17 protein-coding genes and 1 pseudogene are annotated in these 22,327 nt (G+C 48.6%); 14 read left to right on the top strand and 4 right to left on the bottom strand.

Translation table 11 applies throughout. The features are described from left to right. Positions 1–36: 36 nt before the first annotated feature. A complete protein-coding gene (locus ACI0FR_RS11295; RefSeq protein WP_404909767.1) occupies positions 37–858 on the bottom strand; it encodes an IclR family transcriptional regulator in 822 nt (273 codons plus the stop codon). A gap of 136 nt (positions 859–994) precedes the next feature. On the opposite strand from ACI0FR_RS11295, the gene ACI0FR_RS11290 reads away from it, so the two are divergent. The 11 genes from ACI0FR_RS11290 (at position 995) to ACI0FR_RS11240 (ending at position 18,878) form a co-directional block, all read left to right on the top strand. Beyond that, the gene (locus ACI0FR_RS11290; protein ID WP_404907546.1) at positions 995–2,494 is read left to right on the top strand and encodes a M81 family metallopeptidase; all 1,500 of its coding nucleotides are present in this window, start codon (positions 995–997) and stop codon (positions 2,492–2,494) included. Between the two features lie 26 nt (positions 2,495–2,520). Beyond that, positions 2,521–4,128: an ABC transporter substrate-binding protein gene (locus ACI0FR_RS11285; RefSeq protein WP_404907544.1), complete on the top strand. Its 1,608-nt coding sequence runs from the start codon at positions 2,521–2,523 to the stop codon at positions 4,126–4,128. A 92-nt stretch (positions 4,129–4,220) separates the two neighbouring features. Further along, positions 4,221–5,162 carry an ABC transporter permease gene (locus tag ACI0FR_RS11280; protein WP_374832505.1) on the top strand — a complete coding sequence of 314 codons (942 nt, stop codon included), beginning with the start codon at positions 4,221–4,223 and terminating at the stop codon, positions 5,160–5,162. Next, complete coding sequence (locus ACI0FR_RS11275) at positions 5,162–6,043, top strand: ABC transporter permease (protein ID WP_374832503.1); 882 nt, start codon at positions 5,162–5,164, stop codon at positions 6,041–6,043. Before ACI0FR_RS11280 ends, ACI0FR_RS11275 begins: the two co-directional genes overlap by 1 nt. Before the next feature lies 1 nt (position 6,044). After that, the gene (locus tag ACI0FR_RS11270) at positions 6,045–7,691 is read left to right on the top strand and encodes an ABC transporter ATP-binding protein (protein WP_404907541.1); all 1,647 of its coding nucleotides are present in this window, start codon (positions 6,045–6,047) and stop codon (positions 7,689–7,691) included. Between the two features lie 68 nt (positions 7,692–7,759). Continuing rightward, entirely contained in the window at positions 7,760–8,941 is a 1,182-nt protein-coding gene (locus ACI0FR_RS11265) for a M20 aminoacylase family protein (RefSeq protein WP_404907539.1), read from the top strand. Then, on the top strand, positions 8,938–10,071 hold the full coding sequence (locus ACI0FR_RS11260) for a M20/M25/M40 family metallo-hydrolase (RefSeq protein WP_404907537.1): 1,134 nt from the start codon (positions 8,938–8,940) through the stop codon (positions 10,069–10,071). The genes ACI0FR_RS11265 and ACI0FR_RS11260 overlap by 4 nt, the downstream gene beginning before the upstream one ends. A 92-nt stretch (positions 10,072–10,163) precedes the next feature. After that, positions 10,164–12,500 (top strand): penicillin acylase family protein, encoded by a 2,337-nt coding sequence (locus ACI0FR_RS11255; protein WP_404907535.1) that lies wholly within the window; start codon positions 10,164–10,166, stop codon positions 12,498–12,500. A gap of 261 nt (positions 12,501–12,761) precedes the next feature. Next, a complete protein-coding gene (locus ACI0FR_RS11250; RefSeq protein WP_374832493.1) occupies positions 12,762–13,889 on the top strand; it encodes an LLM class flavin-dependent oxidoreductase in 1,128 nt (375 codons plus the stop codon). A gap of 231 nt (positions 13,890–14,120) precedes the next feature. Continuing rightward, on the top strand, positions 14,121–15,389 hold the full coding sequence (locus ACI0FR_RS11245; RefSeq protein ID WP_404907533.1) for a metallophosphoesterase family protein: 1,269 nt from the start codon (positions 14,121–14,123) through the stop codon (positions 15,387–15,389). A gap of 3 nt (positions 15,390–15,392) precedes the next feature. Next, on the top strand, positions 15,393–18,878 hold the full coding sequence (locus tag ACI0FR_RS11240) for an AAA family ATPase (protein WP_404907531.1): 3,486 nt from the start codon (positions 15,393–15,395) through the stop codon (positions 18,876–18,878). A gap of 30 nt (positions 18,879–18,908) precedes the next feature. Here ACI0FR_RS11240 and ACI0FR_RS11235 read toward each other — a convergent pair whose 3' ends face one another. Further along, complete coding sequence (locus ACI0FR_RS11235) at positions 18,909–19,589, bottom strand: ArsR/SmtB family transcription factor (RefSeq protein WP_404907530.1); 681 nt, start codon at positions 19,587–19,589, stop codon at positions 18,909–18,911. 71 nt (positions 19,590–19,660) lie between these two features. On the opposite strand from ACI0FR_RS11235, the gene ACI0FR_RS11230 reads away from it, so the two are divergent. Together ACI0FR_RS11230 and ACI0FR_RS11225 are read left to right on the top strand one after the other, a co-directional pair. Then, positions 19,661–20,014, top strand: coding sequence for an antibiotic biosynthesis monooxygenase family protein (locus ACI0FR_RS11230; RefSeq protein ID WP_374832485.1), 354 nt, complete (start codon positions 19,661–19,663; stop codon positions 20,012–20,014). Between the two features lies 1 nt (position 20,015). Beyond that, positions 20,016–20,405 carry an amino acid-binding ACT domain-containing protein gene (locus tag ACI0FR_RS11225; protein WP_374832725.1) on the top strand — a complete coding sequence of 130 codons (390 nt, stop codon included), beginning with the start codon at positions 20,016–20,018 and terminating at the stop codon, positions 20,403–20,405. Positions 20,406–20,422: 17 nt separating this feature from the next. Here the strand turns inward: ACI0FR_RS11225 and ACI0FR_RS11220 are convergent, their stop codons facing one another. Then, positions 20,423–21,331 (bottom strand): LysR family transcriptional regulator, encoded by a 909-nt coding sequence (locus tag ACI0FR_RS11220; RefSeq protein ID WP_404907527.1) that lies wholly within the window; start codon positions 21,329–21,331, stop codon positions 20,423–20,425. A 132-nt stretch (positions 21,332–21,463) separates the two neighbouring features. Here ACI0FR_RS11220 and ACI0FR_RS11215 point away from each other — a divergent pair, with 132 nt between their 5' ends. Then, positions 21,464–22,186: an MFS transporter gene (locus ACI0FR_RS11215; RefSeq protein WP_374832481.1), complete on the top strand. Its 723-nt coding sequence runs from the start codon at positions 21,464–21,466 to the stop codon at positions 22,184–22,186. Here ACI0FR_RS11215 and ACI0FR_RS11210 read toward each other — a convergent pair. After that, positions 22,177–22,327 (bottom strand): annotated as a pseudogene (locus tag ACI0FR_RS11210) (DDE-type integrase/transposase/recombinase); the annotation flags it as partial. The gene ACI0FR_RS11215 and the pseudogene ACI0FR_RS11210 overlap by 10 nt on opposite strands.

Genomic DNA, 22,327 nt, shown 5'->3' with positions numbered 1-22,327 from the left:
AGTTACAGACGGCCTGAATGTTAATAATCATGACATTCAGGCGTGTTCGGAAATGGTTTTGGCCGCTGTTTGCAGTAGCAGCCCGAAATTATTGCTGAATTCCTCTTCTGTCCATTCCTGCAAATTACCAGCCACATGGATGGCGCCAACGGGTATTCCTTTGGCATCGGTAATTGCTGCACCCATAGCAATTTCGTGGTTTAAAAGTTGTCGCAATAAAATGGAATGACCGCGTTTTCGTGTTGCGTTCACATACTGCATGACACCGTCGAGATCACGCACAGTATGTTGGGTAAAAGGTGTTAAGTCAGAGCGGCCGACAATGTCTGCAATCTTTTCATCGGGCAAGCGGGCAAGCACGGCGATGCCGCCCGCGGTGCAATAGGTCGGCACTGTATTGCCGACGATGGTCGCATTGAATGTTTCGTGTTTGGATGGCATACGCAAGGCATAAATCACCCGTACATCATCAAAAAGCGAGAGATCCACACGCTCCCTGACCCGTCGTCTAAGCTGCAATAGAACCGGATTGGCCCGTTGCAACATGGGATTGAGGCGCAAGAGGTCATGGGTCATGTCCAACACGCGCATGCCGGGCAGATAACCGCGATCTTCAGGGTCGCGGCTTAGCATGTCGAGTTTCATCAATGAGTGAATAATGCGTTGCGCTGCACTGCGGTCAATGCCTGCCTCAGCAGCCACCTGAGACAGTGATAAAGGATGGCGGGCATTTTGAAACGCCATCATAACGGCCACTGTTCTTGCAACCGAGCGCAAAAACAATGGGTCATCTTTGAAAGCATCCGCATCTTCGGGGCTGAATGTCGATATACCGCGTAGGTCTCTAAATCTGTTCATGTGCAAAACCATTAATGCAGATTCATTGATTGACAAGTATCAAAATTATCACTTAGGATTAAAAACAATACAAGTGTATCGCTAAGAGATACACCATGTGCCTGAGGGGGCACTTATAAAAAACGGAGGAATATACGTGTCCAAACGCGTTGCTGTTGCCGGCTTCTTACATGAAACCAATACATTTGCAGCTAATCCTGCAAATATGGCGGCGTTTGAGCAGGGCGGTGGATATATTCCGCTGTCACGTGGGAAAGATATATTAAAAAATGCAGTCGATATTAATCTCGGCATTGCTGGCGCTTTAAAATATGCCAAAGAGGCAAGTTGGGACGTAGTGCCGATTTTATGGGCGGGCGCTATTCCGTCAGCGCCTGTTACAAAAGATGCCTATGAAACGATCGTGACCGAAATTATCGAAGGCTTACGTGATTGTGGCGATCTCGATGGTATTTTCATTGATTTGCATGGTGCAATGGTTGCCGAGCATATTGATGATGGTGAGGGCGAATTATTGGCGCGTGTACGCGCGGTGCGTCCGCATGAACCGCTTGCAGTTGCGCTTGATCTTCATGGCAATATTACCAAAAAAATGTTTGAACATGCGGATGTGATGGTGGGGTTTCGTACCTATCCGCATATTGATATGGCCGAGACAGGTTATCGTTCGGCAAAAGCGCTTGATGCACTGATGCTGAAGGGCAAAAATAACTGGCATAAAACAATGCGGCAAGGCGACTATCTGATACCCATTGCATGGCAGTGTACGGATGAACAGCCTGCTAAAAATCTTTATAACATGACGGCCAATTTGCCTGGCGACGTGGAAACGGCCTCGCTTTTTATGGGCTTTCCGGCAGCCGATTTTGCGGAATGCGGTTCTTCCGTTTTTGCTTATGGCTGGAATGAGCAAGTCGTCAAACAACAAGCAGACATTATCGCCAAGGCACTGGTCGATGCCGAGTCTGCTTTTGCAGGTACAGCCTATAAGCCGGTGGAAGGCGTTAAAAAAGCCATGGAACTGGCTCAAAATGCCAGCCGTCCTATTGTGATTGCTGATACGCAAGATAATCCGGGCGCGGGCGGCAGTTCTGATACAACCGGCATGTTGCGGGCACTTGTTCAATGCGGAGCGGAACGAGCAGCCATTGGCTGTATTCATGATGCAGTTGCTGCAAAGGCTGCGCATGAAGCAGGTGAAGGAGAAGAGATTGAAATTTCACTCGGCGGTAAATCGGGCATTGAAGGTGACGAGCCTTTCATAGCGCGTTTTGTTGTCGAAAAATTATCAGACGGTAAAGCTCATGCAACTGGCCCTTATTACGGCGGGGCATGGCTGGATATGGGGTTGTCTGCCTGCTTGCGGCTGGGCGGTACCCGAATTGTCGTCACCACAAATCTGGCACAGATGGCCGATCGTGAACTTTATCGCATGGTCGGGATCGAGCCGGAACAACAGGCCATTTTGGTCAATAAAAGTTCGGTGCATTTTCGTGCAGATTTCGCGCCGATTGCAGAAAAACTACTGGTTTGCACAGCTCCGGGCGCCATGCCGCTCAGTCCTGCACAATTATCATGGAGAAAACTACGTTCAGGCCTTCGCCTTGAGCCGCTGGGAGCAGAATTCACGTCATAATAACAATCTTTAGGGGAACCATATAGATGCAGTTTTTTAAACCAACACAATCTAGGCCTATTCTCCGTAAGTTTAAATATGGTCTTGCCGCATCCTTTATTGCGTTGAGTGCGAGCCATGCATGGTCGGAAACAACACTGACCGCTGTTATGCATTCTGATTTGCGCATGCTTGATCCGGTTATCACGACCGCGCATATTACCCGCGACCATGCCTATATGATTTATGACGTATTGGTTGCTGTCGATGAAAACTTCAAACCTCAGCCGCAGATGGCTGATTGGGAAGTTTCAGACGATGGGAAAATCTATACTTTCACCCTTCGTGACGGTTTGAAGTTCCATGATGGTGCGCCGGTGACATCCGCAGATGTGGTTGCATCCTTGGAGCGTTGGGCAAAGCGCGATTCCGGTGGTCAGCTGGTGATGGATATCACCGATAATTTGAAGGCTGGTGATGACAAAACCATTGTCTGGACACTGAAAGAACCATTCGCACCTTTCCTTGATACATTGGCCAAGCAGTCGGCACTGCCGCCATTCATTATGCCTGCACGTATTGCTGCGACCTCTGCCGATACGGCCATTACCGAACATATCGGTTCCGGTCCTTTTAAATTTGTGGCGGAAGAGTTTCAGCCGGGCGTCGGTGTCACATATGCCAAGTTTGAGGATTATGTTCCGCGCGAAGAACCGGCAAGCTGGATGGCAGGCGGTAAAGTTGTCAATGTCGACAAGGTACGTTGGGTGACAATGACGGACGCCCAAACAGCGGCCAATGCACTGATGAGCGGGGAGATCGATTATATCGAACAGGTGCCGGTTGATCTGGTGCCGCTCTTTGATGGTGATGACAGCGTCGTGCTCGAGCAGCGTGATCCGCTTGGATATCAGACAATGGGGCGTTTGAATTTCAAACATGCACCTTTTGATAATCCCGATATTCGCCGTGCAGCCTTATTGGCGATGTCACAAGAGCCTGTTCTGGCTGCTTTGATGGCGGATCCTAATTACTACCACACATGCGGGGCAATTTTTGGATGCGGCACACCAAATGCAACCGATATAGGTTCTGAAAGCCTTGTTGGTGCCGGTAATGTTGAAGAAGCCAAAAAGCTTCTTGAAAAAGCCGGTTATGATGGAACGCCTGTTGTTTTGATGCAGCCGACTGATGTGAGCAGTTTGAGCCCGCAGCCGGTCGTCGCTGCGCAGCAATTGCGCGCTGCTGGTTTCAAAGTGGATATGCAACCGATGGATTGGCAGACTTTGGTCGGGCGTCGCGCTTCCAAAGATGAGCCGTCAAAGGGTGGTTGGAACATGTTCTTCACCAATTGGCAGATTCCGGAAATTGCTACACCTTTGAATTCGGTGATGCTCAATGGCCGTGGTGATCAGGGCTGGTTTGGCTGGCCGCAGGATGACAAGATCGAAGCGCTGAAAAAAGAGTATATTGCAGCAAAAACACCGGAAGAACAGAAAGCAATTATCGAGAAAATTCAAGATCACACATTTGCGAATGTTCTCTATATTCCGCTCGGTGAATATAACCCGCCACAGGCACGTCGCTCCAATGTGGTCGACATGATTGGCGCACCGGTTCCGGTTTTCTGGAATTTAAAGAAAGCGGAAGAATAAGCTGCCTTAGCGTTTCGTTTTTCTTAAAACGATAATTTCCAGTTCCATGCGAAGCCGGATTAAACCGGCTTCGCCTCAAGCGGGATCCGCATATGGCTGTTTATCTGTTAAAAAGAATTCTCTCCCTCATACCGGTATTATTGCTGGTATCGATTTTTGTATTCCTTCTCCTGCGTCTCACCCCGGGTGACCCGGCTGCCATTTTGGCAGGCGATGCCGCAACGACCGAACAGCTTGATCGTATTCGTGAAGCGATGGGGCTGAATGAGCCGATTTTGACGCAATATTTCACATGGATGGGCAAGATTTTCCAGGGCGATTTGGGTACATCGCTGATTTCTGGTATTCCCGTATTGGATATGGTTTCATCGCGTATTGGCCCAACAATATCAATCGCCATCCTCACCATCATCATTGCTATTCTAGTTGCAATACCAATGGGCGTGATTGCTGCATGGCGTCACCGCACATGGGTTGATTATCTGGTGATGAGCTTTTCAGTCCTTGGTTTTTCTGTACCCGTTTTCTTGGTCGGTTATGTCTTGCTATTGATTTTCTCGGTCAATCTTGGCTGGTTGCCGGTGCAAGGGTTCAGGCCGATTTCGTCGGGGCTGGGTGGTTTTCTGGAGCGCGCTATTTTGCCGGCTCTGACACTTGCATCCATCTATATTGCGTTGATTGCGCGTATGACCCGTGCCGCCATGCTTGATGTGCTGGGGGAGGATTATATCCGCACCGCACGGGCAAAAGGTGTAAGCGATCGCAGGCTTCTTTTTGTGCATGCTTTGAAAAATGCAGCCGTTCCAGTCGTCACAATCGTTGGTACCGGCTTTGCACTGTTGATTTCCGGTGTAGTGGTAACGGAGAGCATCTTCAATATTCCGGGTATTGGGCGTTTGACTGTAGATGCCGTTTTGGCACGCGATTATCCGGTTATTCAGGCGATGATCCTTTTAACCAGCGCGCTTTATGTTTTTGTCAATCTGCTGATTGACCTTTCATACACATTGTTTGACCCGAGGATCCGTTATTGATGCGTACAGAACAGACATCAGCCGGCATGCATTGGATGCTGCGCTTTTTCTCGTTGCCACGCGTCGCACGCGTTGGTATCGGGCCGCTGATTGCCGCTTTCTTATTAGCTGCAATTATTTTTGTAACATTGATTTCGCCGTGGATCGCACCGCATGACCCGCTGGCGATGAACCCTTTGATGCGGCTTAAGCCGCCATCGGATGAGTATATTCTCGGCACGGATAATTACGGTCGTGATCTTTTCTCCCGTATGATTTTAGGCGGGCGCATATCGCTCTTGATTGGTGTTCTGGCAGCTGTTGCTTCAATTATTGCAGGTGCCTTTATCGGCCTGATTGCAGGGTTTTTCCGCCCCGCAGATGCAATCATCATGCGCATGATGGATGCTTTGATGGCAATGCCGTCCATTTTGATTGCTATCGCATTGGTGGCGCTTAATGGCCCTTCAATCGGTTCGGTGATTGTCGCTATTACCATACCGGAAGTGCCGCGCGTGGTGCGTTTGGTGCGCGCGGTCATTTTGACAGCACGCGAAGAGCCATATGTGGAAGCCGCCCTTGCTCTTGGCTCCAGTACACCGAAAATCTTGTTTCGTCATTTGTTGCCAAACACTATGGCACCGCTGATTGTACAGGGCACTTACATTGTGGCCTCGGCGATTTTGACTGAAGCGATTTTGTCCTTTTTGGGCGCTGGTATCAGCACGGAAATTCCGACCTGGGGCAATATTATGGCTGAAGGGCGTCAGTTTTTCCGCATCAAACCATCTATTGTTTTGTGGCCGGGTTTGCTGCTCACTTTATGTGTTTTGTCGATCAATCTGTTGGGCGATACCGCGCGCGATATGCTTGATCCGCGTTTGAAAAAACGGGAGGGCTGACATGGAATTAAGAAATCGTGATTTCTCCGGCGAGCCTGTTGTGCTGGAAGTGGAAGATCTGATGATCGGTCTTCCAAGTGGCACGCCTGTTTTGGGCAGTGTGAGCTTTAACATCCGTAAAGGAGAAACCCTTTGTTTGGTGGGTGAATCCGGTTCCGGCAAATCGGTGACATCCTTGACCGTGATGGGGCTTTTGCCGAAAGGCGCGCTTTTGGTAAAAAGTGGCGCGATCAAGCTGGATGGAACCGATCTTTTGAAGCTATCGGTTGCCGAGATGAAGAAAATGCGCGCGACCCGCGTTTCTATGATCTTTCAGGAGCCGATGACAGCACTTAATCCGGTTATCAGGGTCGGTGAGCAGATCACTGAAGTGCTGGATGTTCATACCAATCTTTCGGCCGCCGAAAAGCGGGCGAAGGTGATCAATATTATGGAGCAGGTTCATCTGCCGGATGTGGAGCGTATTTATCAAAGCTATCCGCACCAGCTTTCCGGTGGCCAGCGTCAACGTATCATGATCGCGATGGCGCTTATTCTGGAGCCTGCTGTGCTGATTGCCGATGAACCGACAACCGCATTGGATGTAACAACACAAAAGCAAATTCTGGCACTGATTGCCGAATTGCAGGAAAAGCACGGAACGGCGGTGTTGTTTATTACCCATGATATGGGAGTGGTCGCCGAAATTGCTGATCGGGTTTGTGTGATGCGAAGCGGTGAAATTGTTGAATACGGGACAATCCGTGATGTTTTAACAAATCCGCAGCAACAATATACCAAAGATCTGCTTGCCTCGGTGCCAAGCCTCAATCCGCGGGAAGCACGTGAAGAGGTGACAAGCGAAGCTGTTATTAAGGTACGTGATCTCGGCATGACCTATAAGGTTGGCGGTCTGTTTCGCATGAAAGCGGGAACGCGAGCTTCTCGTGATGTCAGCTTTGATCTGCAACCGGGAAAAACACTTGGTATTGTTGGTGAATCCGGTTCCGGCAAAACAACAGTTGCCCGTTCTATCATGCGGTTGATTGAGCCGACAGAAGGCGAAATTATCATTGATGGCCGTAATATTGCACATCTTGGCCGGCGCGAAATGAAACCGTTTCGCCAAAAGCTTCAAGTGGTGTTTCAAGATCCGTTCCGTTCGCTCAATCCGCGCTGGACAATCGAGCAAAGCTTGACGGAAGGGCCGCTCAATTACGGGGTTCCTTATGATGAAGCAGTCCGCGAAGCCAAGCGCCTGTTGAAAATTGTGTCACTGCCGGAAGATTCATTGAAGCGCTATCCGCATCAGTTTTCCGGTGGTCAGCGCCAACGTATTGCCATTGCCCGGGCGGTAGCCTTGAGGCCGGATATTCTGGTGGCGGATGAAGCAGTTTCGGCGCTGGATGTTTCAGTGCAGGCGCAAGTCTTGGATTTGCTGGCGGAGCTGCAAAAAGAAACGGGCATTGCCATTATTTTCATTACCCATGATTTGCGGGTCGCCGCACAAATTTGTGATGAAGTGCTGGTGATGCAGCGTGGTCAAGTGGTTGAGCAGGGCAAAGCCGCCGATGTGCTTGGTCGTCCATCTCATGAATATACACGCTCCCTCATTGAGGCAGCGCCCGGACGTTTCTGGGATTTTGCAGCAGGACGACCTGCAGCCTGATGTAAAGACGTAGGGGGATCCTGCGCCTTTATCGAAATTATCATCCTTTGTCAGACAGGAATGCAATTATGGGCATTATACCTTTTATCGAAGAAAAAGCCGACCAAATGCGTGCGGTTTTTGAGGATTTGCATCGCCATCCGCAAATCGGTTTTGAAGAGCAACATGCCGCAGGTGTGGTCAAAAAACTGTTGGAAGAATGGGGTTTTGATGAAGTTCATACCGATATTGCCGCGACAGGCGTTGTCGGTATTTTGAAAGGCCGTCATCATAGCAATCGCCGTATTGGTTTGCGTGCTGATATGGATGCATTGCCGATTGATGAAATTTCGGGTGTTTCTTATACATCGCAAAATCCGGGGCGCATGCATGCTTGCGGCCATGATGGCCACACGACAATGCTGTTGGGTGCTGCGCAATATTTGGCGGCAACACGCAATTTTGAAGGTACTGTTGTCTTTATTTTCCAGCCTGCCGAAGAGGGATTGGGCGGAGCGCGTCGTATGATTGCTGAAGGGTTATTTCAACGTTTTCCATGCGATGAAATTTACGGTATGCATAATCAGCCAATGGGGCAACTCGGCAAAGCCGCCCTTCGTAAAGGTGCGGCTATGGCTGGCGCCAGCTTTTTTGACATTAAACTGACCGGCAAGGGCAGCCATGCAGCACAGCCCCATAATGCGCGTGACGTATTGGTGATTGGTGCTGATCTGATTGGTCAATTGCAGACCATTGTTTCACGCAACATTTCGGCAACGGACGCTTGCGTGCTTTCCTGCACCCAGTTTCATACCGGCAGTGCCTATAATATTGTGCCGGAAGTTGCCACCATTACCGGCACAATCCGCTATTTTGACAAGCAGGTTTGCGCGCTTGCCGAGCAGCGTATGCGTGAACTTTGCGCAGGTGTTGCAATTAGCTACGGTATTAAAGTGGATGTTGATCTTCGCAATGTTTTTGATGTTTTGCGTAACGATCATGAATTGTCGGATGCTTATCTGGCGGCAGCACGCGATGTGTTGGGTGAGGAAAATGTCAGCGATGATTGTCCGGCATTTATGGGCAGTGAAGACTTTGCCGATATGCTGGCACAAGTGCCGGGCGCTTACATCAATGTGATGCATGCCGGACAAGCAGCCTTGCATAATCCCGCCTTTATGCTCGATCCGGCAACCTTGCCGATCGGCTCTTCCATCTATGCACGCATTGTCGAAACACGTTTGCCAGTCATCAAGGAATTAGCAGCATGAGTGCCGGTAAGTTAACATTTGATCTCGATGATATGATTGCCCGATTGCGGGTTTGGATTGAAACAGAAAGCCCGACTTTCGATGCAAGTGCGGTTAATCGCATGGTTGAAGCGGCAGCTTATGATTTTGCCGCTGCTGGTGCGGCTATTGAATTTATTCCCGGAAGGATGGGGTATGGCGGCTCTTTGCGGGCTAAATTTCCGCATTCCGATCAAGGTAAGCCCGGCATTATGGTTTCCGGTCATCTGGATACGGTTCACCCGTTGGGTGTGATTGATATCAACCCATATCGCCGTGAAGGCGGCAAAATTTACGGTCCCGGTATTCAGGATATGAAGGGCGGTAATTTTGTAGCACTTGAAGCTATGCGTCAGATTGCAAGAAGCGGATTAACAACCAAATTGCCGGTGACGTTTTTGCTGACACCCGATGAAGAGGTCGGAACACCTTCAACGCGTGATCTCATTGAACAGGAGGCATTGAAAAATAAATATGTATTGGTGCCGGAGCCAGCGCGTGAAGATGGCGGCGCAGTTGTTGGTCGTTATGCCATTGCACGCTATAATTTGGAGACGATCGGTCGCCCGAACCATGCCGGTGCTTATTTGAAAGATGGCCGTTCTGCCATACGTTTGATGGCTGAAAAGATCGTGGAGATTGAAGACCTGACCAATGACGACTGCACATTTTCGGTCGGGGTTATTCACGCCGGACAATGGGTCAACTGCGTTTCTTCCAATTGCAAGGCTGAAGCATTGAGCATGTCCAAAACCCAGCAAAGTCTCGATGACGGTGTTGCCCGTATCATGGCTTTGGCGGGCACCCGAAACGATGTGGAATTGATTGTTACGCGTGGTGTGACAAGACCGGTTTGGGAACCGGATCAACCGCAGGACATGAAGCTATTCCATTTTGCCAATGAAATTGCCAAAGAAATCGGGTTCACCATGAGCCATCAAAGCTTTGGCGGCGGCTCAGATGGTAATTTCACCGGTGCTTTGGGCGTGCCGACACTGGATTCCATCGGTGTGCGTGGTGCCGGGTTACACACATTGGGCGAGCATATTTTCGAAGATAGTCTGGTTGAACGCGCGCGTCTCCATGCGGGCTTGTTTTTAAACCTCGAATAAAGTCTGATAACAACGGTTCGGATTATGAAAATCCGAACCGTTTTTTTACTATTTCGAACAATGACTTGCTTGGAAATAATTGGAGAATATCTATGTCCGGGGCAATCAATTTAGCTGCAACCCGTGTGACGGGTTTAGAAAAAGACGTCACGATTAATATTGATCATTGGGGTGTTGCACATATCAGAGCAGAAAATCTGCATGATTTGTTTTTTGCACAAGGATGGAATGCCGCACGCGATCGTTTATGGCAAGTTGATCTGGCGCGAAAACGCGGACTTGGTTTGTTGGCGCGCGATTTTGGCCCCGGCTATCTGGAGCAGGATAAAGCCGCACGTTTGTTTTTGTATCGCGGAGATATGAAACCTGAATGGCAGGCTTACGGTGAGGATTCACAGGAAATCTGCACAGCTTTTGCCAAAGGGATCAATGCTTATGTTGACGGCTGTCTGAGCGGTGAAATTGCGCTTCCGCCTGAATTTGAGCTGCTTGGTACCAAACCCGATCATTGGGCAGCAGAAGATGTCGTGCGGGTGCGCAGTCACTCGCTGGTGATGAATGCGACATCAGAATTATTGCGCGCAAAAATTATGGCCGCAGCCGGCAAAGAGCTTGGCGCGAAGCTTGATTTATTGCGCAAACAACTGGTGCTTGGCAATGTGCCGCAACCGGTTGAAGGCTTGGATCCGGCTGTTGTGACAGACAGGGTATTACGTGATTTCCGTCTGGCTGTCAGTCCGGTTAATTTTTCCAAAGAGCGCCTTGAGGCAACACTTGATGAGGCACGGTTTTGGACGGCTGTGACGCCTGCAGGTGAAATTGATCGTGCACCTTTTGAAGAAGGCTCCAACAATTGGGCAATTTCTGCGGATAAAACCAGCACTGGTCGCCCGATTTTATCGCTTGATCCGCATCGCACTCATGTATTGCCGTCGATCCGTTATGTGGTTCATTTGACTATGCCGGGCTTGGATGTCATCGGTGCAGGGGAACCGATGGTGCCTGGAATTTCCATGGGACATAACGGAACCGCAGCCTTTGGTCTGACGATCTTCGGTGCTGATCAAGAAGATATTTATGTCTATGACACGCATGAAAACGCGCCCGATCAATATGCATATGCTGATGGTTGGGAAGAAATGACCACCATTAAAGAAACCATTCCGGTGAAGGGTTATCCGGATCAGGAGGTGGAATTTAAGTTTACCCGTCATGGCCCAGTTCTTTATCAGGATAAAGATAATAATCGTGCCTTCGCCCTTCGAACCGTATGGATGGATGCCGGTATGGCGCCTTATATGGCAAGCCTTTCGGTGATGAAGGCCAAAAATTATCCGGAGTATTTTAAGGCGCTTGAAGGATGGGGCTGTCCGTCGGTCAATCATATTTATGCTGATACGGCGAATACAATTGTCTGGAAACCATCAGGAGCAACACCAATTCGTGACAATTGGGATGGCCTTCTGCCGGTTCTTGGCAATGGTCAATATGAGTGGAATGGTTATCTGGCGCCTGATGCTGGCCCTGTTGCGGTTAATCCGTCCTGCGGTTTCGTCGCCACAGCCAATGCTTTGAATATTCCGCCAGAATGGACGGCCAACAATCCGGCTATCGGTTATGAATGGGCAGATAGCAGCCGTCAGGATACATTATATCGTGAATTATCACGCACTAAACCAATCTCATTGGCTGATTGCGTCAATTTGCAGGTGTCGACTTTTTCACCGATAGCTGCGCGTGCAATTAAACGTCTGCAAGTATTTTTCAATGAAGAAAATGCCAATGAAGCATGGCAAATCTTGCATGATTTTGATGGTAATTTGGCTGCTTCTTCGGGCGCAGCCGCACTTTTTGAAGTTTGGTTCAGCAAGCATTTGGGCAAGCTGGTTGCACAAAAGTCAGGTGCGACTGAACAAATTATGGCCATGCTGATGCCGTTTGACTCGCAAAATGTCGTGGCTTGGCTGGAAAATGCCGAAGTAACACATGAGCTCACAACAGAATTGGCGCAAAGTCTGGCGGATGCGATGATAGAATGCCGCCAATTGCTGGGCAATGATCTCAATGAATGGAACTGGGGTAAAATCCACAATTTAAGCCTGCGTCATCCGTTGCAATCATTGACTGATAAAGATTGGTCGATGGCAACTGTGCCTGTAGGCGGTTCTAGTTCAACGCTGAATTTGGCAAATTATCGTTTGAGCGATTTTTCGGTTACATCCGGTCCTTCGGTTCGGATGGTTATTGATGTCGGTGAATGGGATAATAGCTTATTTGTGAACAATCCGGGGCAATCTGGTGTGCCGATGTCGGATCATTATGGTGATCTGTTACAAAACTGGCATCAGGCAAAACATGTTCCGCTTGTTTATTCGCAAATTGCGGTCGAAAAGGTAACTGCTACGCAAATCAAGCTGGTTTCCAAGTAAATTAAAGATAATTTCCGGATATTCAGAGGCAGCTGAAATGATCTTTCAGGCTGCCCCTGAAACTTTGATAGTTCATGCGGCGCTTAATTGGCGATGTTTATTTTAAAAGCTTTGCATCGATGCCGATTTGTTGACAATCTGTCTCTAACGTTGATGGGTTAATTCCCCGACAACTGCATTATATAGAACCTGACAAGAGCGTTATGGCGCTTACTTTATATTTGACTGCGTTGACGCAGCTATAATTATACGGGTGTTATTATGCAGTTTGGAATTTTTACTGTCGGTGATCTGACAACTGATCCAACCAACAATCATACACCAACCGAGCATCAGCGCCTTAAGGCCATGATGAAATATGCTTTGAAGGCAGAAGAGGTTGGTTTGGATGTGTTCGCTACCGGCGAACATCATAATCCGCCATTTGTGCCTTCATCGCCGACAACGATGTTGGGTTGGATTGCGGCTAAAACCAGCAAGATTCAGCTGACCACCGCAACAACGCTGATTACCACCAATGATCCGGTGAAAATTGCCGAAGATTTTTCAGTACTTCAGCATCTGGCCGATGGCCGTGTAGATCTGATGATGGGACGCGGCAATACGGGGCCGGTTTATCCGTGGTTCGGCAAAGATATCCGTCAGGGTATTCCGATGGCCATTGAAAATTATCATTTGCTGCGCCGTTTATGGCGGGAAAGGATTGTGGATTGGGAAGGTCAGTTCCGTACGCCATTGCGTGGTTTTACACTGGCACCGGCACCGCTTGATGATACGCCGCCATTTGTCTGGCATGGTTCTATCCGCAGCACCGAAATTGCCGAACAGGCTGCATTCTATGGCGATGGATTTTTCGCCAATAATATCTTCTGGAACAAAGAACATACCGAGCAGATGATCAATCTTTATCGCTCGCGTTTTGAACATTACGGCCACGGCAGTGCCGATCAGGCGATTGTTGGTCTGGGTGGTCATGTGTTTATGCAGAAAAACAGTCAGGACGCGGTTGCGAAATTCCGTCCTTACTTTGATAAGGCTCCGGTCTATGGCCATGGCCCTTCGCTGGAAGAGTTCACGCAAATGACCCCGCTGACCGTCGGCTCACCGGAGCAGGTGATTGAGCGGACATTGAGCTTTGCCGATTATGCCGGTCATTATCAGCGTCAGCTTTTTCTTGTGGACCATGCTGGTTTGCCGGAAGAAATGGTGCTGGAGCAAATCGAACTTTTGGGCACGGAAGTGGTGCCGGTGCTCCGTAAAGAGTTTGAGGCGCGCCGCCCGGCTCATATTCCAAGTGATCCGCCAAGCCATGCCAGTTTGAAGGCACAAGGCCCTGACGGAAAGCACCGCAAGGTTATTCCGGTTGAAACGAGCGAAAAAGCAGGTTGATGGGCTGATACAGATCAATCTTCCAATATTAATCGTGACGGGCAGGAAAAGGTCTGAAGTGATTTCAGCCGTCAGGCTGGCGGTTTGGAATAAAGCCGCTGGCCTGATTGGACAAACGACAAGCCGTCATTGCTAAATGGTGTTTTTTCTGCTCCAAAGGAATAAGAAAAAATGGGACGCTGGCGCAATCTTTGCACTGGCGTTGATTAATTTGAACGTGTTGGAATTGTTGTGACTTTTCGTTTTGTACATGCTGCCGACATTCATTTGGATTCGCCGCTGCGCTCGCTTGCATTGCGCAATAGCGAATTGGCAGAACTGATCGGTAATGCAACGCGGCAGGCTTTTGTACGCATAATTGATCTATGTCTTGAACAACAAGTAGATGCATTGCTGATTGCCGGTGATCTTTATGACGGCGATCAGACATCGATGAAAACCGCGCGTTTTTTGCATGAACAATTAAGACGGCTGAATGATGCTCAAATCAGCACTTTCATTATTCGTGGCAATCATGATGCTTTGTCGCGTATCACCAAAGAATTGGTGCTGCCTGAGAGTGTAAAACTCTTTGGCGGACGTGCGGAAATGGTGGAAATTGACCATGATGGAACGTCTTTTCCGATTTGCATTCATGGCTTGAGTTTTGCGCAGGCTCATGCGCCGGATAGTCTGCTTCCTAAATATAAGCAGCCGCAGATTGGCGCATTTAATATCGGGCTTTTACATACAAGTTTGGCCGGAAGCGAAGGTCATGATCTTTATGCGCCATGCAGTATCAAGGATTTGCAGGAAAGCGGTTTTCAATATTGGGCTTTAGGGCATATTCATAAGCGCAGTCTTGTTGAAGGTGCTTGTGCAATCGTGATGCCCGGCATGCCGCAGGGACGTGACATTAATGAGGCTGGTGCAAAATCGGTAAGCCTCGTAACCGTCAACAATGATCGCTCTGTTGAAATTGTTGAGCATGTTACCAGTATTGCACAGTTTGAGCGGTTAGATGTCAATGTTAGTGACTTGTCTGAATGGCCACAACTGGTTCAATTTATCGGTGATGAGCTACATAAAAAAACGGCACAAGTACAGGCTGAACATGGCGTGTTTCGTGTGTATTTGACCGGCCACACGGCTTTAGCATGGCGCATACGCCGTGATGCGGATTTGCTGTTGGCGGAATTGGAAGCGAAAGCGGCTTCTATTGGAAGGACATGGGTTGAAAAACTGGAAGTTGCCTGCCAGCCGTTAAAAGATCATACAAAGGATAATAGCGACCCGTTGTATGATCTTTATCAACTCGTGAAGCAGGATATTTTAACAACGCCTTCTTTTCAGCTCAATGCACAAAAAATGGCGGATGAACTGAAAGCGCAATTGCCACCGGAATGTCGAGACATATTCGGGCAGGACGAGGGGGAGTTTCAAGCCATCATTGATGGTCTGGTTAAAGTGGGTGCGGAAAATGTTATCGCACGGCTTCAATCTGATGAGAGTGAGGCTTAAAAAATGCGATTACAACGTTTTGACCTCACCCGTTATGGCAAATTTACTGATAAACAGATTGAATTTGGTACAAAAACAGACAAAAAACCGGACTTTCACATCATTTACGGGCCGAATGAAGCAGGAAAATCAACGCTTTTTTCCGGTCTGCTGGATCTGATTTTCGGTATAGGCGCGCAAAGTTCTTATAATTTTATTCATCCCTATAACACGATGCAACTTGGCGGGTTGCTTGAGGTTAATGGTGAGACAAAAGAGTTTGTCCGTATCAAGCGGCCGAATAATAGTTTGCTGGACGCGCAAGGCCGGCCATTGCCGGAAAGTGCGATACGCGCTGATATTGGCGCAATTGAACGCGACAGTTACCGTACAATGTTTTCATTGAATGATGAAACGCTGGAGCAAGGCGGCGAGAATATTCTGGCCAGTAAAGGTGATCTGGGCGAGTTGCTTTTCTCTGCCAGTGCAGGCTTGGCACAATTAAGCAATAGACTGACGGAACTGCGCAGTGAAGCGGATTTGTTTTATAAATTTCGTGGTCGCAACAGCCAATTGCAGGCATTGAAAGCACAGTTGGCTGATTTAAAAGCCGAGCGTGAGCAATTTGATGTTTTTGCTGCTGATTTTGCGCAACTGATCAAAAACCGTGATCAGGCAACCAATCAATATCAAGAGGTGAATGCTGAGCGCAATACGATCCGATTGCGTATTGCAGCGCTCGAAAAACAGCTTAATGCTTTGCCGCGATTGGCGAGCTTAAAACGTTTGCGTGAACGTTTGGCACCGTTGCAAGATTTGCCGCAACCACCACAAGACTGGACGGCAGATGTGCAGCAATTGCACCGGCAAGAGATTGAGTTGCGTGTGCAGATGCAATCTTTAACTGGTGAAATGGAGCGTTTGCGCAGTCAGATCGAAGCAATCGAAGTGGATGAGAATGCGCTGCAATTGACAGGACGCCTTGAGGCACTGGAAGATTTACGGGCGCGCTTTTTAACCGCGGTCAAAGATCTGCCTGAACGACGCTTGGAAGCGCGGGAATTGCAAGGCATATTGCAGGGAATTTTACGACGCTTAGATCGTGAAAATGAGAAAAACCCGCAAAATCTGGTGCTTTCTGCTCGTGTCGCAGGTCAATTCAGCACTCTGCTTGAGGCGCGCTCCGGCCTTGATATTGCATTGAAAGCTGCACAGTCAGAACTGGTGAATGCCGAGCAGCAGGCAAAGCTTTTAAAGATACAACATAAAGACGGTTTGGATGACGATCAGACATTTGAATTTGATAGCTCGGTGCTGCATGAATTGCAAGATTTGGTGGCGCGATCACGATTGTCCGATCATCATGTGCGTCAGCAAAATTTAAAAGAAAATTTAGCCGAATTACAAGCGGCGCTTCTATCGCGTCTTGATCGGCTTCGCCCTTATGACGAGGGAGCCGAGCACTTAGCGGTTATGATTGTGCCTGATAGGGCAGTTGTGCAGCGCCATAAAGCAGAAATATCGGCGCAAAAAGATCATATCAAGCAATGTAAACAGGATGTTGCCCGCTTGAATAGTCGTTTGGCGCAGTTGCAAAGTGAAAAAGATGCGCTGAGGCTCGCACAGGGCTTGGTCGATGATCATGTGGCACTTGCAATCCGGCGCGAAAGAGAAGAGGCATGGGCAAACCATCGCCGGCAATTGGATCAGGTCTCTGCGGACAAGTTTGAGCATGTTTTACGCCAAGATGATCAGGTTCAATCAAGCCGGATTTCGCAGATCAGCGATTTGACGAGGCTACAGCAATTAACCCATGATCATAAACTTACCGATGACGAATTAAAACGCGCAGAAAGTACACTTCAAACAGCGGGAAAAGAGTTTGGCTCGCTTCAGCAATGGATGGATGTTCTGCTTGAAAAAATGTCGCCACAGCTTGTTGGATATTTAACGATTGATAATCTTGATGATTGGTTGGCAAAGAGAGAACAGGCTTTGGAAACCCACACGCAGCTATTGACTGCGGAGCGCAAGCTAAAGGCTGTGAATGACGAAGAAATCGAAGCTGTTGAGCGGATGAAAAACGTCCTGGCACAGGCTGGACTTTCCTTCGATAGCGCTGAAAATCTGTCATTGCAAAATTTGATTGCGCGCGCCTCCGTTCTGATTGAACGCGAAAGTGAGTGGCAAAAACTGCAACTTGCGCGCAGCAAATCGGAAGAAGAGTTACACCGCCGCGTGCAGGCATTAAATCTAGCGCAGCAAGATGATCAGGCGTGGCAAAAACAATGGCTTGAGACATGTGCATCCTGTTGGTTGGAGCAGAATGGTGACCCGGTTGAACTGGCATTTGTGCGTGAAATACTGCCGCTGATGCGTGATCTGGAAGCCGTGCTGGAAAAGCAATCTTCGCTTGCTGACCGCATCGACAAGATGGAAGAAGATCAAAAACAATTCCGCTTGCAGGTACAAAATTTGAGCCTTCAGGCTGGATTTGACGATGAAAATTTTGAACCGCTCGATCTCGCGCACCAATTGCAAGAAGCCAATAAAACGGCCGTGAATGCCGATGAACGTCGGCGAAAATTGTTGGAAGCATTAGAAGAAGCGGCGCAGCGAGAGAGGGAAATTTCGTCCTCCCAAGCTATTCTATTGGCGACCAAGGTTGAAAAAACAAAAGTCTTTCATGTCGAGACGCTGGAAGCATTATTGGAAAAGCTTGCACAAGTGCAAGAGCGTGCGGAGCTTAAATCCTATATTGAGGATGCTGAATCCGAGCTGATTTCGATGCTTGGTTGTGAAAATGCACAAGCTGCTGAACAACAACTTGAGTTGTTGGTGCGTGATATCGTTGAAGCAGAATTGACGGAATTAAGAGCGAAAAGTGAAGACATTGATGGGCGTTGTCAGGAACTTTATCTCGCTAAAAATCAAGCAGAAGATAAAATTGCAGCTGTTGGCGGCGATAACAAGATTGCTGCCATTGAAGAGCGGCGTCGCACCATTTTATTGGAAATTGAAGAGGGGGCGCGCAATTATCTGCAATTGCGTATTGGTATAGCCGCTGCTGAAGAAGGTTTGAAAGCTTATCGTGACAAGCATCGCTCTTCGATGATGGAGCGAGCATCTGAAGCTTTCAGTACGATCAGCCGTGGCGATTATTCAGGACTTGCAACTCAACCGGGTAAAGAGGGTGAAATTTTGATCGCGCGCGCTGCCGATGGCAGTTCACGCGAAGCACAGGAATTATCAAAAGGTACGCGCTTCCAGCTTTATCTGGCATTACGAGTGGCCGGTTACTATGAATTTGTGCGTGAGCGTCCGGCGCTGCCATTTATTGCGGATGATATTATGGAAAGCTTTGATGATTTCCGCGCCGAAGAGACTTTACGAATTTTTTCCCAAATGGCTGAGGCGGGGCAGGTAATATATCTGACCCATCACCGTCATTTATGCGAAATAGCCAAAGATATTTGTCCGTCGGTTAGTTTGCATAATCTGCAAGGATGAGCATTATCTGGTGAACAGTATTTGCAGGTTTTATTGTAACCAAGCTAAAAACCGTCTTTCGCCTTCAGGCGAGAAGCTGATGATGCGGGATTGAGGCAAACGCCTTGCCCATGTCAGGGCAATCAAACGCTCCAATATTGATTTTCCGATCCGGCCTGCCAGATGATGGCGCCGCTGGCTCCAGTCCAGACAAGCACGGCATAGCGACCTGTTACTCGGAGGCAGGGCGCTTTCATGGATGCCTATGATGGCAAGCTTTTCCCAGCCCTTTGGAGATATAGTCAAATCTTCATTGAGCCAGTTTTGTGCAATCATATGATCATAGAGTGTGACACCCATTTCACCAGCCAAGTGATCATAACAAATACGTGCCTTACGTAGACTTAAATCACTGGGGCCGGTTCGTATGGTTCGAGCAGGTTTTAGCGCAGTATTTTCATGCGTAAAAACCATTAAAGCTTCAAGCAGGGTAGCGACATGTTCACCCGTTAATCTGAAATAGCGATGGCGACCTTGCGCTTCGACAGTGACCACGCCTCCTTCAACCAACTTGGCAAGATGGCTACTTGCTGTTTGCTTTGTAACGCCGGCAATGTGCGCAAGTTCTGTCGCAGTTAACGCACGCCCATCCATTAGCCCCAGCAGCATGGAACTGCGGGCAGGATCAGCCACAAGGGCAGCAATACGGGCAATGTTGGGGCCTTCGGTCATAATTCGACGTTAATCGAACCATCTTTATTGGTCAATTGGCTAAACTGACTTACAACGAGAAAGGAAAATCCATGATTGCCGTTATTTTTGAGGTGGAGATGTCGCAAGATAAACAAAATGAATATCTGGACTTGGCTGCACAATTGCGCCCGCTTTTGAATGATATTGAGGGCTTTATTTCAATTGAGCGTTTCCGGAGTCTGACTATACCTGATAAGGTTTTATCTTTGTCTTTTTGGCGCGATGAAGAGGCGGTTAAGAACTGGCGTAACCTTTCGCTGCATCGTCAGGTGCAGGCAGCGGGGCGTGATCATGTTTTCAATCATTACCGCCTACGCGTTGCATGTGTTTTGCGTGATTACGGCATGAATGAACGGGATGAAGCGCCGTCCGACAGCCGTAGAGTTCATGAAAAGGTTGTATAAAGTGTTTGATATCGAGTTTGATTTAACCAACGATCCCGATGGTTTGGCAAGGCTTGGCGAAGCGATGGGACGTGCTGCTATTCCGTTTGAGGGTGGGGGTGTTTTTAAGAGTGGTGATAAAATAACGGCTCATTTTCTGTTTAAAGACGGTGAGGGTGCCTGGGCAGCAGCAAAGGCTGCCAATATTCGTGCTGTTGCAATAAAACGCCCGTTAATCCGAAAGCTAAAACAAGGTACGCCTGGTCAGTTAGGTGCGATTGCCAGAGCGCTGCGTCAACAAAGCGTTGAGATTTTAACGCAATATTCAGACCATTATAATCGCCTGATACTCATTTGTGACGATTTTGAAAAGGCCGATATTGCCACGCGCGAATGGGCGATTGCCGTTTAAAGTATAATGATACTCTCTCAAACCGGCACCGTGCAAATTCGTCGGATGAGGGCTCTGAGCCAGCGATGTGCCGGATCTGCGTCAATGCGCGGATGCCAGGCTTGCGATATCGCAAGGGCATCCGCATCCACCGGCAGAGGAAATGAAAACAAATCGCGTCTGGCATTATAAGTGAGGTGATCAGGCATCGCCGCGATATAATCACTGCGGCGAACAATCTCCAAACTCTCGGAAAAGCTGGCAACCGCCAGACTGACAGTGCGGCTCATGCCATGTGTCGCCAGTGCTTTGTCGATTGGGCCATCAAAACGTCCGCGCCGCGAGACGGATACATGCGGATAAGCGACAAAATTTTCTAAAGATGCGCCCGCCTTGGCTATTGGGTGATCGTGACGCACAACACCTATAAACCGGTCATGAAATAAAGCCTGCAACCGCACTTCAGGGCCCATTGCGCCAATAACGCCAATATCAAGATCAACCTTGCCTTCACGCAAGGCTTCTACATCTTCATTGCCCTGCGGGGCAAAATAAAGCCGGACTTTGGCGGCTTCCTTAAAAACGGCTTGGGCAATGGCGGCACCATAAGCACCGACAAAACCATCATTGGAACGCACTGTAAAAGTGCGCTCCAATTGCTGCGGGTCAATGTCGCCCTCACCACGCACCAACATTTCCGCGCTAAGCACAAATTGGCGCAAACGTTCACGCAATTCTTCTGCCCTTGGTGTTGGCACAAGGCCACGGCCGGCTCGCACAAGAATGGGATCGTCAAATAATTCGCGGATACGTGTCAGCTGGCGACTCATTGCCGGTGCGCTGAGATTCATGCGTTGTGCCGCACCTGCGACGCTGCCTTCAGACAGCAGGGCATCGAGCGTGATGAGCAGATTCATATCGATTTGCGAAAGGCGTTTGTCCGACATGTGAATTATAATCCAGATTGCATTTGGTGCAATTATATAATTCCATCATTGCACTGTAAACAATTCAATTGCAGGTTTATGTTTTTTCCCAGAAGAGCCTTCTCCCAAGGCTTTTGAAACGGAAAAAATATAATGACACAAATTTCTCAAACAGGAATTTTGCCAAGCGAGCCACCAAGCGAGTCACCAATTCAGCCGATACGTTCAGGCATGGTACTGACGGGGCTTTCTCTGGCAATTCTCTTGTCGCAATTAGGCACGAATATTATCAATGTTGCATTGCCGCAGTTGGTCAGTGAATTTGATACAACTTTCGGTGCCATTCAATGGGTGGTGGTCAGTTATCTGCTGGTCGTGACGGCCTTAATCGTCGGTGTTGGTCGTTTTGGTGATCAGCTTGGCAAAAAGCGCCTTTACCTTTGGGGGCTTGGTATTTTTATGATGGCTTCTGCCATTTGTGCTCTCTCTGTAAATTTGCCAATGCTGATTGTCGGCCGTGCACTTCAAGGCGTTGGCGGAGCCATTTTGATAGCTTTGTCTTTCGCTTTTGTCGGGGAGGTTTTCCCGAAAAACCGCACTGGTTTTGCGATGGGCGTTTTATCAACCATGGTTTCATTCGGCATTGCGCTTGGGCCTTCTTTGGGTGCATTTTTGCTGGCCAGTATTGGTTGGCAGGCGATGTTCTGGATCAATATCCCGCTATGCGTGCTGGCATATTTTCTGGTGCATGCTTATCTGCCTGCCTCAGTTGATGCGCCCAAGCAATCAGCATCACTACGCAATTTTGACTGGACAGGAACTGTTCTGCTTGCAGCAACTTTGGCGGCCTATTCGCTTGCCATGACATTGTCATAACAATTACCTTTACCGCTCATGATATGAGGGTGTGGTGCTTACCCAATAACGTTTGATAGTCATATGAGCAATATTGACTGCCGCGATCCGAATGATGGATCAAGCCAGGAGGTGGTCTGCGAAGAGCAATTGCCCTGCTTA

Origin of the sequence: Paenochrobactrum sp. BZR 201-1 (assembly GCF_044987585.2) — a bacterium.
GTDB lineage: Bacteria > Pseudomonadota > Alphaproteobacteria > Rhizobiales > Rhizobiaceae > Paenochrobactrum > Paenochrobactrum pullorum.
The sequence above is the reverse complement of the archived record's forward strand: the minus strand, read 5'-3'. Positions and strand labels throughout refer to the sequence as shown.

Bases quoted from the DNA above. Each gene is read 5' to 3' on its own strand.
- ACI0FR_RS11295 (WP_404909767.1), bottom strand. From the start codon at position 858: ATGAACAGATTTAGAGACCTACGCGGTATATCGACATTCAGCCCCGAA.
- ACI0FR_RS11285 (WP_404907544.1), top strand. From the start codon at position 2,521: ATGCAGTTTTTTAAACCAACACAATCTAGGCCTATTCTCCGTAAGTTT.
- ACI0FR_RS11280 (WP_374832505.1), top strand. From the start codon at position 4,221: ATGGCTGTTTATCTGTTAAAAAGAATTCTCTCCCTCATACCGGTATTA.
- ACI0FR_RS11275 (WP_374832503.1), top strand. From the start codon at position 5,162: ATGCGTACAGAACAGACATCAGCCGGCATGCATTGGATGCTGCGCTTT.
- ACI0FR_RS11270 (WP_404907541.1), top strand. From the start codon at position 6,045: ATGGAATTAAGAAATCGTGATTTCTCCGGCGAGCCTGTTGTGCTGGAA.
- ACI0FR_RS11265 (WP_404907539.1), top strand. From the start codon at position 7,760: ATGGGCATTATACCTTTTATCGAAGAAAAAGCCGACCAAATGCGTGCG.
- ACI0FR_RS11260 (WP_404907537.1), top strand. From the start codon at position 8,938: ATGAGTGCCGGTAAGTTAACATTTGATCTCGATGATATGATTGCCCGA.
- ACI0FR_RS11255 (WP_404907535.1), top strand. From the start codon at position 10,164: ATGTCCGGGGCAATCAATTTAGCTGCAACCCGTGTGACGGGTTTAGAA.
- ACI0FR_RS11250 (WP_374832493.1), top strand. From the start codon at position 12,762: ATGCAGTTTGGAATTTTTACTGTCGGTGATCTGACAACTGATCCAACC.
- ACI0FR_RS11240 (WP_404907531.1), top strand. From the start codon at position 15,393: ATGCGATTACAACGTTTTGACCTCACCCGTTATGGCAAATTTACTGAT.
- ACI0FR_RS11235 (WP_404907530.1), bottom strand. From the start codon at position 19,589: ATGACCGAAGGCCCCAACATTGCCCGTATTGCTGCCCTTGTGGCTGAT.
- ACI0FR_RS11230 (WP_374832485.1), top strand. From the start codon at position 19,661: ATGATTGCCGTTATTTTTGAGGTGGAGATGTCGCAAGATAAACAAAAT.
- ACI0FR_RS11220 (WP_404907527.1), bottom strand. From the start codon at position 21,331: ATGTCGGACAAACGCCTTTCGCAAATCGATATGAATCTGCTCATCACG.
- ACI0FR_RS11215 (WP_374832481.1), top strand. From the start codon at position 21,464: ATGACACAAATTTCTCAAACAGGAATTTTGCCAAGCGAGCCACCAAGC.